We start from the raw sequence: 12,800 nt of genomic DNA, 5'->3' as shown, positions 1-12,800 counted from the left end.
GTAGCGCCCCGTAGGGGAAGGGGGGGTTCGGCCGTGATCCGGAGTTTTCCACAGGCTCTGCGGGGCCCTTGACCCCGCCACGGGTCGATGTCACATTCGTCGATGTCAAGTTGCTCACGCACCGGAGCGGCTTGGCGACTCAGCGCCGGAGGACCGGCGATCACCTACGGACGGAGGCCGGGATGCGCGCGGCGAAGATCGGATACTCCTCCACTGACCTGCGAGGGTTCAGGGAGGTCCAGCAACTGGCCTACGCCTGCGCCGAGTCGGTCGCCGCCCGGCTGAAGCCGGGGGTGACCGAGCGGGAGGCCGCCCGGATGCAGCGCGAGTGGCTGCGCGAGCGCGGCGTGCGGGACTGGTTCCACCTGCCCTTCGCCTGGTTCGGGGACCGCACGGCGGCGCCGCAGCCGGGGCTGTGGGCGGTGGAGCCGCATCTCGGATTCCGCGGCACGGGCGCGAAGTTCGAGGAGGTCCTGGTCGTCACCGGCTCCGGGGATCCTCAGGAGAGCGCGTTCTGGCTGGACGACGATCTGCCATGGAGGTCCCCCCGCGCGAGCGCATTCGAGCGTGGGGGAGTGCGGCGCCGGCAGGAGGAGGCACAGGCGGTATGAGCGGAAAGGCGAACGGCGCGAACGGCGCCGCCCCGGGTGGGCGGCCGGCGGAGCCCGGCCTGCCGGACGGGGCGCGGGAGCGCCGGGTGGCAAGCGGAGGGATCGAGCTGTGCGTCGCCGAGCTGGGCGATACCGCCCGGCCGACGGTCGTGCTGCTGCACGGCTACCCGGACAGCAAGGAGGTCTGGTCCGAGGTGGCGCGCCGCCTCGAGGACCGCTTCCACGTGGTGCTGTACGACGTGCGGGGCTGCGGCAGGTCCTCGGCGCCCAAGCCGCTGCGCGGCGGCTTCACCCTGGAGAAGCTCACCGACGACTTCCTGGCGGTCGTGGACGCGGTCAGCCCCACCGAACCGGTGCACCTGGTCGGGCACGACTGGGGTTCCGTACAGGGCTGGGAGTTCGCCACGGTGCGCCGTACGGAGGGCAGGATCGCCTCCTTCACCTCGATCTCCGGGCCCTCGCTCGACCACTTCGGCCACTGGATCAAAAAGCGGATGTCCCGGCCCACCCCGCGCCGGGTCGCGCAACTGCTCGGCCAGGGCGCCAAGTCCTGGTACGTGTACGCGCTGCACACCCCGGTGCTGCCCGAGCTGGCGTGGCGCGGGCCGCTGGGCAAGCGCTGGCCACGGCTGCTGGAGCTGATCGAGAAGGCGCCGGGTGGCGGCTACCCCACCTCGTCCCTCCCCGATGACGCGGCGCACGGGGCGTGGCTCTACCGGGACAACGTCCGCGCCAGACTGCGCCGGCCCCGTACCGACTGCTGTGCCCATGTCCCGGTCCAGCTCATCACACCCACCCAGGACGCGTTCCTGAGCGAGCGGCTCTACGACGAGCTGGAGCAGTGGGCACCCCGCCTCACCCGGCGCACCCTCCCGGCCAAGCACTGGGTGCCACGTACCAGGCCGGACCGGCTCGCGGACTGGATCACCGAGTTCGTCGACGGCAGCGAGCCGGGGATGCCCGCCAGGGAACCCGTGGCCACCGGCAAGTACGCGGACCGGTTCGCGGGCCAGCTGGTGCTGGTGACCGGCGCGGGCAGCGGTATCGGCAGGGCGACGGCCTTCTCGTTCGCCGAGGCGGGGGCCCGGGTGATCGCGGTGGACCGGGACCCGCAGAGCGCCGCCCGTACCGCGGAGCTGGCGCGCCTGGTGGGTGCTCCCCAGGCGTGGGCGGAGACGGTGGACGTCGCGGACGAGCAGGCGATGGAGAAGCTGGCCGAGAAGGTGGCCACCGAATACGGCACGGTGGATGTGCTGGTCAACAACGCGGGCATCGGCATGGCGGGCTCCTTCCTGGAGACCACCACCGAGGAGTGGCGCAGGACGCTGGACGTCAATCTGTGGGGGGTCATCCACGGCTGCCGTCTCTTCGGCCGGCAGATGGCCGAGCGCGGTCAGGGCGGACACATCGTCAACACCGCTTCGGCCGCCGCCTATCAGCCCTCCCGCGCCCTGCCCGCGTACAGCACCTCCAAGGCAGCAGTGCTGATGCTCAGCGAGTGCCTGCGTGCCGAGCTGGCGGGCCGGGGCATCGGTGTGACCGCGGTCTGCCCCGGCTTCGTCAACACCAACATCACCGGTACGGCACGGTTCGCCGGGGCGGACGAGGCGGAGCAGGAGCGGATCAGGCGCCGCACGTCCCGGCTCTACGGGATACGCAACTATCCGCCGGAGAAGGTGGCGGAGGCCGTCCTGCGGGCCGTCGTGCGCAACCAGGCCGTGGTGCCGGTGACGCCCGAGGCCCGGGGAGCCCGGCTGCTGTCCCGTCTCGCCCCTCGAGCCCTGCGCGGAATCGCCCGCCTCCGTCCGCCCCTGTAGCCCGTGTCGAACGCAGCCGTGTCGAACGCAGCCGTGTCGAACGCAGCCGTGTCGAAGGAGACCACGACCATGCCAACCTCAACCCGGACCCAGGACCCGGCGCGGGCCTCGACGTCCGAGTCCGGGCACCGCGCTCCGGAGTACCGCATCGAAGACCTCGCGCACCGCAGCGGGGCGACGGTACGCACCATCCGCGCGTACCAGGACAAGGGTCTGCTGCCGAAGCCGGAGCGGCGGGGGCGGGCCAATGTGTACGACGACTCGCATCTGGCGCGGCTGCGGCAGATCGCCGACCTGCTGGAGCGCGGCTACACCCTGGCGTCGATAAAGGAGCTGCTCCAGGCCTGGGACGAGGGCCGGGGCCTGGGCGGAGTGCTGGGCCTGGTCGCGGAGGTCGACGGGCCGTGGACGGACGAGGAGTCGGGCCGGGTCTCGCGGGCCGAGCTGGATGAGCTGTTCGGCGGCGCGCACGACGCGGCGGCCGTCTCCGAGGCGGTGGCCCTGGGGGTGCTGGAGCCGCTGCCGGGAAGGGAGGACGAATTCCTGGTGCCCAGCCCGCAGGAGCTGTCGGTGGCCGTGGAGCTGCACAGGGCGGGGGTGCCGCTTCCGGCCATCACCGAGCAACTGCGGGAACTGCGCGGCCAGGTGGAGCACATAGCGGCCCGCTTCCTGGACTTCACCAACGAGCACGTCTTCGTCCGCTACCTGGGCACCCACCTCTCCGACGGTGACGCCTCCGAGGCAGCCGACCTGGTGCGCAGGCTCCGCCCGCTGGCGAAGCAGACCGTGGAGGCCGAACTGGCGAGAGCCATGCAGAAGTTGGCGGCCCGCTCCCTGCGCGACCACTTGCGCTCGGCGGCAGCAGCTCCAAGCGGCACTGCTCCGGACGGCACAGCTGCGGACGGCACCGCTCCAGGCGGCACTGCTCCCGACGGCACGGCTCCCGACGGCACCGCTGCTGGCCGCGCGGACCGGAGCGAGCAGGTGCGGTTGCCCGTTGAAACGGTCGAGTCGGTACGCGAGTTGGTGGGCGAGGCCCATGTGCCGGGCTTCATCGCGGCGGCGGCGGAACGGGAGGTGCGGGCACGGACGATGGACCGGATGACGGCGCGAGGGGGGTGAGGCGAGCCGCAGACCCGAGCCGCACACCGCGGCTACCCGAGCTGGGCGGGTGCCTCCGTGGCGATGCGCTCGAAGACCGACTGGTCCGCCTCGAAGCGGGTGCCGGGGAGGGGCCAGTGGAGGACGAGCTCGTCGAAGCCGAGGGTGGCGAGGCGGCCGGCGAAGTCGACGAAGGCGTCCAGGGACTCCAGCAGGCGGTCGGGGGTGAAGCCGGTCAGCAGCGTGCGGCCGAGGGAGTGCGGGTCGCGGCCGGCCTCGGCGCAGGCCTTCTCCAGGGCCTCGGTCTGGCGGGCGAGCGCGGCCAGCGAGTCGGCGGGGGTGCCGGTCTCGTTGGCGGCCGGGTCGCCGGTCGTCAGCCACGACTGCCCGTGGCGGGCGGCCAGCCGCAGCCCGCGCGGACCGGTCGCGGCGACGGTGAACGGCAGCCGGGGCCGCTGCACACAGCCGGGGAGGCCGCGCGCCTCGTGGGCGGCGTAGTAGGTGCCCTCGGCCGTCACCTCGTCCTCGGTGAGGAGCCGGTCGAGCAGCGGGACGAACTCGGCGAAGCGGTCGGCGCGCTCCCGGCGGGTCCACGGGTGCTGCCCCAGGGCGGTCGCGTCGAAGCCGGACCCGCCGGCGCCGATCCCCAGGGTGACGCGGCCACCGCTGATGTCGTCGAGGGTGATCAGCTCCTTGGCGAGCGGAACGGGGTGGCGGAAGTTGGGGGAGGTGACCATGGTGCCGAGCCGCAGCCGGGAGGTGGCGGCAGCGGCGGCGGTGAGGGTGGGTACGGCACCGAACCAGGGACCGTCGCGGAACGGCACCCGCCACGAGAGGTGGTCATAGGTGTACGCGGTGTGGAAGCCCAGCTCCTCGGCCCGGCGCCACATCTCCCGCCCACCCTCGGACCAGCGGCGGACAGGAAGGATCACGGTGCTCAAACGCATACCCCGAGCTTAAGCGCCCAGTCGGCGGACCCCGACCGGGCGAGGGCTACCGCGATACCTCATCGTCCCTCCCTCACCGACACCTCGCGAACTGGGTGTGGATGCCGGACAAGGGGCGAGCGGTCATCGTCGTCGGCACGGCGACCGCCAGGGCGGCCCCGGCGAGTACGCCGAGGGTCCAGGGCATATCGAGGCCCGGTATCGGGCCGGCGCCGAGGGCGAGGGAGAGCGGAATCAGGCAGACCACGGCGCTGGCGGCCGCAAGGGCCACGCCGATCGCCGTCGCGCCCACCGCCTCGTACAGGACGCAGCGCAGCAGCTGGAAGCGGCCCAGACCCAGCGCCCGCAGGTGTGCTCGCCTGCTGCGGCGGTCGCGCTGGGCGAGCGAGCAGGTGTTGGCGGCCGACAGCAGAGCGTAACCGGCGACGACGGCCACGATCAGCCGGGCGGCGAGGTCGTCGGCCGGGTCACGGGGTGCGGAGTCGGCCAGGTATGCGGCGCGGGAGGCGATCTGCCGACCCGGCTCTCGCGGCCAGGACCGGGGCGGGCCGGTGAGCAGGATGCGGTCGGCGTACGGAGCCGGGGTGTGACGCAGAGCGGTCGAGCGGGGGATCACCAGCTGGGGGAAGGCCAGGTCGCGTTGGTAGACGGCGACCAGGGTGAGCGACCGGTGCGATCCGTCGGCCAGCGTGAGCCGTACCCGCTGGCCGACGCGCCAGCGGTGGCTGTCCGCCTGCATGGCACCCGCCGCGAAGGTGCCGTCGCGCAGGGCCGAGAGCCGTCCTTCGCGCACGCCGAGGTCCAGGACCCTGACCAGCGCGGGCCCATCGACGCCCCAGGCGTCGGTCGTGGCGGGTCCGCCGCCGTAGATGGCCGGAGGGGTGGTGACCTCGGTCGCCAGCAGCGGGGTGGCTGTGCCTCCGGGGATCGGGCGAGGCGTGGCAGGCAGGCGGCTGCCCGGTTCGGCGGTGAGCACTCCGTCGGCACGCAGCCCCTTCTCGTTCTGCCGTTCGACCGCACGTCCTACCGTGGCACCTGCGCCGAGCAGCGAGACGGTGATGCCGACCGCCAGCAGCACGGGCACCGCCATCGCCGTCGTACGGGCGGGAGTGGCCCGCAAGCCTGCCGCCGCGATACGTCCCAGCCGCCGGTCGACGAGCCGCAGCACCAAGCAGACCGGGCCGACCAGCGGCGGTACCAGCCATGGGGCCAGCACCGCGAGAGTCGGCAGCACCACCAGCGCCAGGCCGGGCGCCACAGCGGCCCGCACCGTCGCGGGCAGTTCCATGAACGCCATGACGCAAACCAGGGGCCCGCACAGGGCCACGGCCATGATGGCGCCCGTCACCAGCCGTGCCCGGCCGCGGGACGACTCCATGGTCAGCTCCCCGTCCTTGAGCAGCGCCCCCGGGCTGACCCGACCGGCGGCCAGCACGCTCGCCGTGGCCGCCAGCACACCGACAGCGCCCAGGCCGACGCACACGGCGGCCGCTGCCCAGCAGGATGTGCCGAGTGAGGGAAGGGGAGCAGCCGCGGGGAACAACTGGCGTCGGACCAGCAGCGCTCTCCCGGCGTGCGCCAGCGGGACCATGCCGGCGGCCGCGCCCAGCGCGGCCGAGACGACGGCGAGAGCGGCCACGTCGAGAGCGACCATGCCGCGCAGCCGACCCGCGGTGACTCCGAGCGCACGCAGTACGGCGAACTGGTCGAGGCGCTGCCTGGTCCAGAGCGATACGGTCGAGCCGATGACCACGACCGCGCACATCAGAAGCATGGACAGCAGCAGCGACAGCAGGTTGCGGGTGTCCTGTGCGGTCCGGGCCGCCACGGAGTTCTCCGCGTAATCGGGCAGGCCGACCCCGATGAACAGCAGGAGGCACGCTCCCACCCCGGCCGCGGTCGCCGCACATGCCAGCGCCGTGGCGGCCACCCTGCCGGGGTAGGTACGCACTTCGGAGACGAAGAGGCGGCGCATGTACAGCCTTTCGGGAGACGGCCTTCGGGAGGCACACCGGACAAGGGCAACTCTCCGTGTGCCGCCCGCCGTTGCCCATCGGTGATCACCCTGAGAGGACCCGGGGCCGCCCCTGAGAGCACCGCGCAGAGTCACTACCGGTGAGCTGTCGCTCACCCTCGGTGCGCGTCGGCGCGCCCTGCCTGGCCCGCGCCGCATGGGGCAGGGGGCTCGCTTCGCGGGAGCGCCGGGGAGCGGGCATGCTCGGTGGTATGGACCGGTTTCGTCATCCGCATCGGCTGCCGCCGCAGATCCACAGCACCGAGTCGGCCGTCTCCGTACTGACCGCGCTGGCGGAGCGGCGGGGGCTGCCAGTGTCGGTGGAGCACGCCATCGGCGCGGACGAGTCGTCGCGGCGGACGGCGGCCGGGGCCTTCGCCGTCACGGACGAGGACGGCTCGCTTCCGCACGAGGCGCTGCTGGAGATCCCCGCGACCCGGGGGCCCGACGGGGCGCCGTTCACACCCCGGATCACCGTTCAGCTCTTCGAGGAGGGCGACGCGCACATCACGCTCGACGGGGTGACCTTCCACGATCTGCCGCGCGAGGCGACACCGGCCTTCCTGGAGGCCGTCTTCGACAAGCGCGCCCATCTGCGGCGCACCTGGTATCCGCCGTTCTGCCGACTGGTGGTGACGTTGGACGACGACCTGTCGTACAAGGAGGTCGTCCCCGTGGCCTACGGCCTCTCACCCTGGCTGAACTCCCTGGCGTCCTGACGAAGGCGGGACCCCGGATCCGGCTCACACCGATCCGGGTCCCCGCACCGGCTCATCCCAGGCCGAAGAGCCGGGCCGCGTTGTCGTGGCAGACGGCGCGCAGCCACTCCGGTCCCAGGCCCGTCCGCGTCTCCATCGACTCCAGCGCATCGGCGTAGCTGTACGGGATGTTGGGGAAGTCGGTGCCCAGCAGTACGCGGTCGCCGAGGTCGGCCAGCCGGGGCAGGGCTTCGCGGGGGAAGGGTGCGATCTCCTCCATGAAGGGGGTGAAGGCCATCGTCGTGTCCAGCATGACCTGGGTATGGCGTTCGGCCAGCGCGAGGAAGTCGGTGTGCTCCGGCAGGCCCAGGTGGGCGACGACCAGCCGCAGCCCGGGGTGCCGGTCGAGTACGGCGCCGATCGGGCCGGGCCCGGTGTACGCGCCGGGCACCGGGCCGGAGCCGCAGTGGGTGACGACCGGTACGCGCGCCTCGGCGAGCAGGCCCCACACCTCGTCCAGCTGCGGGTCGCGCGGGTCGAAGCCGCCGACCTGGACGTGGCATTTGAAGACGCGGGCGCCCTGTTCGAGTGCGCGGCGTACGTCGTCGGCGGCGCTCGGCTCGGCGTAGAACGTGGCGGTGTGCAGGCAGTCGGGCGTACGGGCGGCGAAGTCGGCCGCCCAGTCGTTGAGGGAGCGGGCCATGCCCGCCTTGTGCGGGTAGAGCATCGCGGTGAACGCGCGTACGCCGAAGCTCCGCAGCACTTCCAGGCGGCGCTGCTCGTCGGCACGGTAGGTGATCGGCCACTCCCGCCCGACCAGCGGCCCGGCCGCGTCGAAGTACGCCCACACCTTGGCCAGCAGCCGGTCGGGCATGAAGTGCGTGTGGACGTCGACGAGGGCGGGGACACCTATGCGTGCCCGGAACGCGGCCACCCGCGCGTACTCGTCCGAGTCCCGGGCCGACTCCGTACTCGTATCCGTGTCCGAGTCCCTACTCGTATCCGACTCCGTACTCGTACCCGCGCCCGTTTCCGTCCCGGCTCCCATGTCCTGCCCGCCCTCGGTGTGTGGCCCCATGACCCCCATGCCCTCAGCGTGCGCAGGCGGGCCGCCCCTCCGTCGCCCCGCTGCGCGGTGTGCTCCAGGCGGGGGCCCGCCGCAGGTGGAGGGCGTGGCCGGTGGTCAGCGCCCGTGCCGCGCGGTCGGCGGTGACGCCGGCCAGCCTCGTCCCCCGCAGCAGCGCCCGCAGGGTGAGCACTTGCGCGGCCATGAGGGCGATCACCGGGTTGCGGGAGGTGAGGTAGGGCTCGCAGCCGGGGTCGTCCAGCTCGTCGGGGTCCAGGCGGCGGCCGGCGCGCAGTTCCCCGGTGAGTTCTTCGATCCGGGTACGGAGGGGAGGGGCCGCCTCGTCTGCCGCCCACCGCAGGTAGGCGAGTTCGCGCAGGCCCATGGCGACCAGCACGGTCTCGGCCATCCGCCGGACGACGGGGTCGGCGTTGAGCAGTTCGTGCGCCTGGCAGACCGGAATGCAGGTGCAGACCTTGTTGCAGGTGCAGATGGTGCCCCCGCTGCCGCTGCTTCCGCTTGTCGTGCCTCCGTAGGTGGTACCGCCGGTCGTCGTGCTCCCGCTGGACGTGCTGCCGCTCGACGTTCCCCCGTAGGTCGTGCCGCCGGTCGTCGTGCTGCCGCCGGTGCTGTAGGTCGGGGTGTCCGTCGGAGTGGGGTCGTAGGACGGCGGGTCCGTCGGCGGGTCGCTCCACGGGGTCGGGGAGTCCGACTCGGTCGGAGAGGGGGAGTAGGGGTTCGAACCGCTTGGCGAGGGCGACGACGGGGAGTTCGAACCGTCGTCACTGCACCCGCTGAGCAGCAGTGCCGCCGCGACCGACGACGCGAGGCCGGCGCCGAGGAAGCCGCGCCGACCGGACTCCGCTGCCCACGGCGGCTTGGTGATGGGCAGCACCTCGACGGGGCCGGTCGAGCCGTCGGCGTTCACCCGCTGGATCTCGTAGTGCGGAGCAGACGGGGCCGCCCGTTTCCGCTCACCGTCCCCTCTCCCCTCACCGTCCTTGCGGGGACGCCTCGGCTCCGGCCAGGGCAGCATCACGTCATTCATTCCGGCCTCCGTGCAGGGTGCAGGGCTCGCCGTCGTGGCCGTCGCGCCACAGGAGGCCCCCCGATCCGGCGATGCGGGTGAGGAGCTGGTCCTTCACCAGCTCCCTGGTGATGTGGCAGCGCTGGGAGCCGACGAACTCGCCGCGCCCGTTCGCGGAGAGGGACTTGTGGTAGCAGTCGCCCGCGCAGTTCCACTTGGCGAAGCAGCCGTCGCAGAAGGCGCGCTGCTCGACGCCCAGTTCGCGCAGCCGGCCGAGCGCGTCCATGTCGAACGTGTAGCCGTTCGGCCCCGACGAGCCGTAGAAGAAGACGTCCGCGAACTCGTTGTCCTCGGAGAACGCCTCGAAGCAGGCAGAGACGTTCCCCGAGGGGGTGAGGCAGAAGTTGTCCTGGGTGATCCCGCAGAAGTGGTTGGTGAGGGTGCCGACCCGGGCCGCGCTGTAGACGAGTTCGTGGCCGAACCGTGCGGCGCGCGCCTGCGCTTCGCGGTACGCGGCGATGAAGTCCTCCGTCTCGGCGTCGGGTTTCCCCTCGTGCCGTCCGAGTTGGTAGGCGGGCTCCACCTGTACGCGCTGCGGTGTGAACCGGGAGAGGATGAACTCGATGGAGTCGGGCAGCAGCGGTATCTGCTCGGCGGTGACGGTCAGCCGCACCGCGTAGGGGTAGTCCGCGTCCGTGAAGCGTCGCATCGTGTGCATGACGCGGTCGCTCGACCCCGTGCCCCGTACCGTCGGCCGGTGCTTGTCGTGCGCCTCGGGCAGTCCGTCGAACGACAGGCTCATCCCGCCGTTGAGGTTGGCGATCATCCAGTCGATCTGCCGGTCGGTGAACACGCCGTTGCCCGCGGAAGCCGCGATGACATCGAGGCCGTCGGCCCGTTCGTGGGCGTAGGCGAGCGACTCGGTCATGAGGTTCCAGTGGACGCTGGGCTCGCCGCCGCCGTGGTAGTTCACCCCCACGTAGGGCGCCCGCAGCCGCTTGGCGTTGTCGATGACGAAGTCGATGCCCTGTTTGGCGACTTCCATGGACATATAGGTGGCGGGCGCGTCACCGGCGGAGGCGTAGCAGTAGGTGCAGCGCAGATTGCAGGCCGTCGTCAGGAAGAGCGTGACCTCGGTCGGCGCCGGGTCGCCCTTCCGACGTGTGACAGGTGAGGGAGGTGTCCGCAGCAGCCCGGCCTCACGCGCGAACGCGGCCACGCTGTCTTCCCCACCCTCGCTCCCGCCCGCACCCGCCAGTACGCCGGGAAGCGCCGCCACCAGACCCTTCGTCGCGGCGAAGGCGACACCGTGCAGCGGCGCGTAGACCAGGTATGCCTCGTCTTCCAGAGGAATGGCGAAGACGTCCGGAGTTCCGTTCAAGAATCACTCCAGTCACTCGATGTCGAGCCTGCTTCACGCCTTTACGCCCAAGCATCGGATCACGGCGCAGCGCATCATCCCGAAGTCGGGGAGTGCCCACAACGGGACTGACATGTTCCGTTACGCTGCGCCCCCGCCACACCTGTCAGATGTCAGGAGTATGCGACCCTTCACCGGAACGGTCGGTGAGGGGCCGGGAAGTCACGGGGTCACACCACCTCTTCGGCGAGCTCCACCGGGCGGGCCAGCCGGGTGCCCTTCTCCGTCACCACGAAAGGGCGCTGGATCAGCACCGGGTGCTCGGTCATCGCCGCGATCAGCTCGTCGTCGGTCACATCCGGCCGGTCGAGGCCCAGTTCCTGGTACACGGCCTCCTTCGTACGGACGGCGTCCCGGACGCCGATCCCCGCGTCCGTGATCAGCTGCCGCAGAGTGGCCGCGTCCGGCGGGGTCTTGAGGTACTCCACGATCTCGATGTCGTAGTCCGCGTCCTCCAGGAGCCCCAGGACCTTCCTGGACGTACCGCAGCGGGTGTTGTGGTAGATCGTCGCCGTCTTCGCCATGCGCTCATGCTAAGCGGCGGCGCCCGCCTTCAGCCGGTCGTCAGCCAGGCGGCGAGGTCCCGTACGTCGACGGCCTGCGTCGGCATGGCCGGGGTCTCGGGGGGGCGATTCCCCGCGCCCCTCACGGGGCGCGGGGAGGTAGGGCTGGTCAGTTCTTGACCGGCCACTCCAGCGGGTCCTTGTAGAAGCCCTGGCTCAGTTCGACGGCTGCGGCCTTCTGGCCCTCCGGGATGAGGAAGGCGGTGCAGATCTTCTCCGAGTCGCCCGGGTTCAGCTGCTTGCTGGTGTCGGGCGCGGGGCAGTTGGGCCACTTGGCCGCGCCCATGAGCACGATCAGTGCCCTGGTGCGCTTGCCCTTGTCCGTCTTGACGATCAGGTCGTCGTCCATGTCGCCGAGCTCCATGGCCTTGCCGCTCTTGTGGGTGAGCGTCGACCAGACGTACACCGGGACCTGCGGGCCGTCGTCCTTGTCCTTCTTGAGGCCGGAGTTGTCCATGTCGGCCTTTGTACCGGTCTGCACCTTCGTGGGGGTGACCGTGTACTTGGCGCCCTTGGACTTCTGCTGGTCGCTGGTCTGCACCGGGCTGGCCTCGCCCAGAGCGAAGGACTTCTTGCCGCCCTTGGAGTCCGACCCGGAGTCCGATCCGGACTCGGACGAGTGCGAGCCGGAGCCGCGGTTCTTCTTCCCGGAGCCACTGTCGTTGCAGCCGGTCAGTGCCAGCGCCACCACGACAGCTCCGGCCACCGCCGGAACAGCACGGGTCCACGTACGCATGTCTTCCTCACTCTCCCCGTTGAAGCTCCCCGCGTCCGGCCCGGGCAACTCGCCCAGCCTGCCGGACCACTGCTTTGGCGGCTGATCCTGCCAGAGCGGAATCCGGCCTTCATCGGCAGGGGTTGCCAACCGGGGTTGCCGACCGGGTTCCCGGGCCCGGAGCGCCCGGACACCGGGCTCACCGGCTCACAGGCCCGGCGCGCCCCAGACGGGGAACCAGCGGCTGAGGTCCTCCTCGACGGGGAGGTCGTTGGCCAACAGGCCGCGCACTTGGAGCTCCAGGCCGTTGTCCCGCTTCTCGCCGCCGCGGGGCAGCGGGGCGAAGGGGTAGAACGTGCCGCGCTTGTAGAGGTAGATCAGCGCCAGCGAGGAGCCCGAGCCTTCCTGCCGGAAGGAGACCAGCGAGCAGAGCAGCTGCGGCCCGAACCCGCCCTCGGCCAGCAGTGTGTTGACGGCGTGCAGGTCGTTGACGAGCGCCGCCATGTCGTCGGCCGGATGGCGGGCCGTGAGCCACGTATAGCCGTAGGAGTCCTGCTCGAACTCGACGGGGATGCCGCCTCGCGCGGTGTCCGCGTCCAGCAGCTCCCGTACGTCCTGCCGGAGCCGGGTGAAGGCGCCGCCCTCGACGGTGGCGAAGCAGACCGCACCGACACCGGTCGGTGTGAACGCGGTGCCCGCCTGGAGGGTCAGCGCGGCGGCGGGCAGCGCGAAGAGCTGGTCGAGATCGGGCCGCTTGGGCTTGCTGCGGCCGAGGAGCACGTCCAGAAAGCCCACGGGCCGTCTCCCTTCACTTCAAACTC

General features: G+C 71.7%; 12 protein-coding genes. 4 read left to right on the top strand and 8 right to left on the bottom strand.

Annotation, left to right across the window (positions count from 1 at the left end; all coding sequences use genetic code 11):
• Window positions 1-182: 182 nt before the first annotated feature.
• The 3 genes from HC362_RS16955 (at window position 183) to HC362_RS16945 (ending at window position 3,550) form a co-directional block, all read left to right on the top strand.
• On the top strand, window positions 183-611 hold the full coding sequence (locus HC362_RS16955) for a M24 family metallopeptidase (protein WP_243084783.1): 429 nt from the start codon (window positions 183-185) through the stop codon (window positions 609-611).
• Window positions 608-2,428 carry an SDR family oxidoreductase gene (locus HC362_RS16950; RefSeq protein ID WP_243084782.1) on the top strand — a complete coding sequence of 607 codons (1,821 nt, stop codon included), beginning with the start codon at window positions 608-610 and terminating at the stop codon, window positions 2,426-2,428. The genes HC362_RS16955 and HC362_RS16950 overlap by 4 nt, the downstream gene beginning before the upstream one ends.
• 69 nt (window positions 2,429-2,497) lie before the next feature.
• Window positions 2,498-3,550, top strand: a complete 1,053-nt coding sequence (locus HC362_RS16945) for a MerR family transcriptional regulator (RefSeq protein ID WP_243084781.1) — start codon at window positions 2,498-2,500, stop codon at window positions 3,548-3,550.
• Window positions 3,551-3,582: 32 nt separating this feature from the next.
• Here the strand turns inward: HC362_RS16945 and HC362_RS16940 are convergent, their stop codons facing one another.
• Both HC362_RS16940 and HC362_RS16935 read right to left on the bottom strand, forming a co-directional pair.
• Window positions 3,583-4,476: an LLM class flavin-dependent oxidoreductase gene (locus tag HC362_RS16940; RefSeq protein WP_243084780.1), complete on the bottom strand. Its 894-nt coding sequence runs from the start codon at window positions 4,474-4,476 to the stop codon at window positions 3,583-3,585.
• Window positions 4,477-4,549: 73 nt separating this feature from the next.
• Window positions 4,550-6,451: an FtsX-like permease family protein gene (locus tag HC362_RS16935; protein WP_243084779.1), complete on the bottom strand. Its 1,902-nt coding sequence runs from the start codon at window positions 6,449-6,451 to the stop codon at window positions 4,550-4,552.
• A 251-nt stretch (window positions 6,452-6,702) separates the two neighbouring features.
• Here HC362_RS16935 and HC362_RS16930 point away from each other — a divergent pair, with 251 nt between their 5' ends.
• Window positions 6,703-7,209 (top strand): hypothetical protein, encoded by a 507-nt coding sequence (locus tag HC362_RS16930; protein ID WP_243084778.1) that lies wholly within the window; start codon window positions 6,703-6,705, stop codon window positions 7,207-7,209.
• A gap of 52 nt (window positions 7,210-7,261) precedes the next feature.
• On the opposite strand, the gene HC362_RS16925 is transcribed toward HC362_RS16930, so the two are convergent.
• The 6 genes from HC362_RS16925 to HC362_RS16900 form a co-directional block, all read right to left on the bottom strand.
• A complete protein-coding gene (locus HC362_RS16925; RefSeq protein WP_279240112.1) occupies window positions 7,262-8,275 on the bottom strand; it encodes an amidohydrolase family protein in 1,014 nt (337 codons plus the stop codon).
• A 4-nt stretch (window positions 8,276-8,279) separates the two neighbouring features.
• The gene (locus tag HC362_RS16920) at window positions 8,280-9,302 is read right to left on the bottom strand and encodes a hypothetical protein (RefSeq protein WP_243084777.1); all 1,023 of its coding nucleotides are present in this window, start codon (window positions 9,300-9,302) and stop codon (window positions 8,280-8,282) included.
• The gene (locus HC362_RS16915; protein WP_243084776.1) at window positions 9,295-10,662 is read right to left on the bottom strand and encodes a radical SAM protein; all 1,368 of its coding nucleotides are present in this window, start codon (window positions 10,660-10,662) and stop codon (window positions 9,295-9,297) included. The genes HC362_RS16920 and HC362_RS16915 overlap by 8 nt, the downstream gene beginning before the upstream one ends.
• 209 nt (window positions 10,663-10,871) lie before the next feature.
• Window positions 10,872-11,225, bottom strand: coding sequence for an arsenate reductase (glutaredoxin) (gene arsC / locus HC362_RS16910; protein ID WP_209266121.1), 354 nt, complete (start codon window positions 11,223-11,225; stop codon window positions 10,872-10,874).
• A gap of 148 nt (window positions 11,226-11,373) precedes the next feature.
• The gene (locus tag HC362_RS16905) at window positions 11,374-12,000 is read right to left on the bottom strand and encodes a hypothetical protein (RefSeq protein WP_243084775.1); all 627 of its coding nucleotides are present in this window, start codon (window positions 11,998-12,000) and stop codon (window positions 11,374-11,376) included.
• 186 nt (window positions 12,001-12,186) lie between these two features.
• Complete coding sequence (locus HC362_RS16900) at window positions 12,187-12,774, bottom strand: hypothetical protein (protein ID WP_243084774.1); 588 nt, start codon at window positions 12,772-12,774, stop codon at window positions 12,187-12,189.
• Window positions 12,775-12,800 lie beyond the last annotated feature (26 nt).

Origin of the sequence: Streptomyces sp. 891-h (genome assembly GCF_022760275.1) — a bacterium.
Taxonomy (GTDB): domain Bacteria; phylum Actinomycetota; class Actinomycetes; order Streptomycetales; family Streptomycetaceae; genus Streptomyces; species Streptomyces spirodelae.
This window is presented reverse-complemented; position numbering and strand designations above follow the sequence as displayed.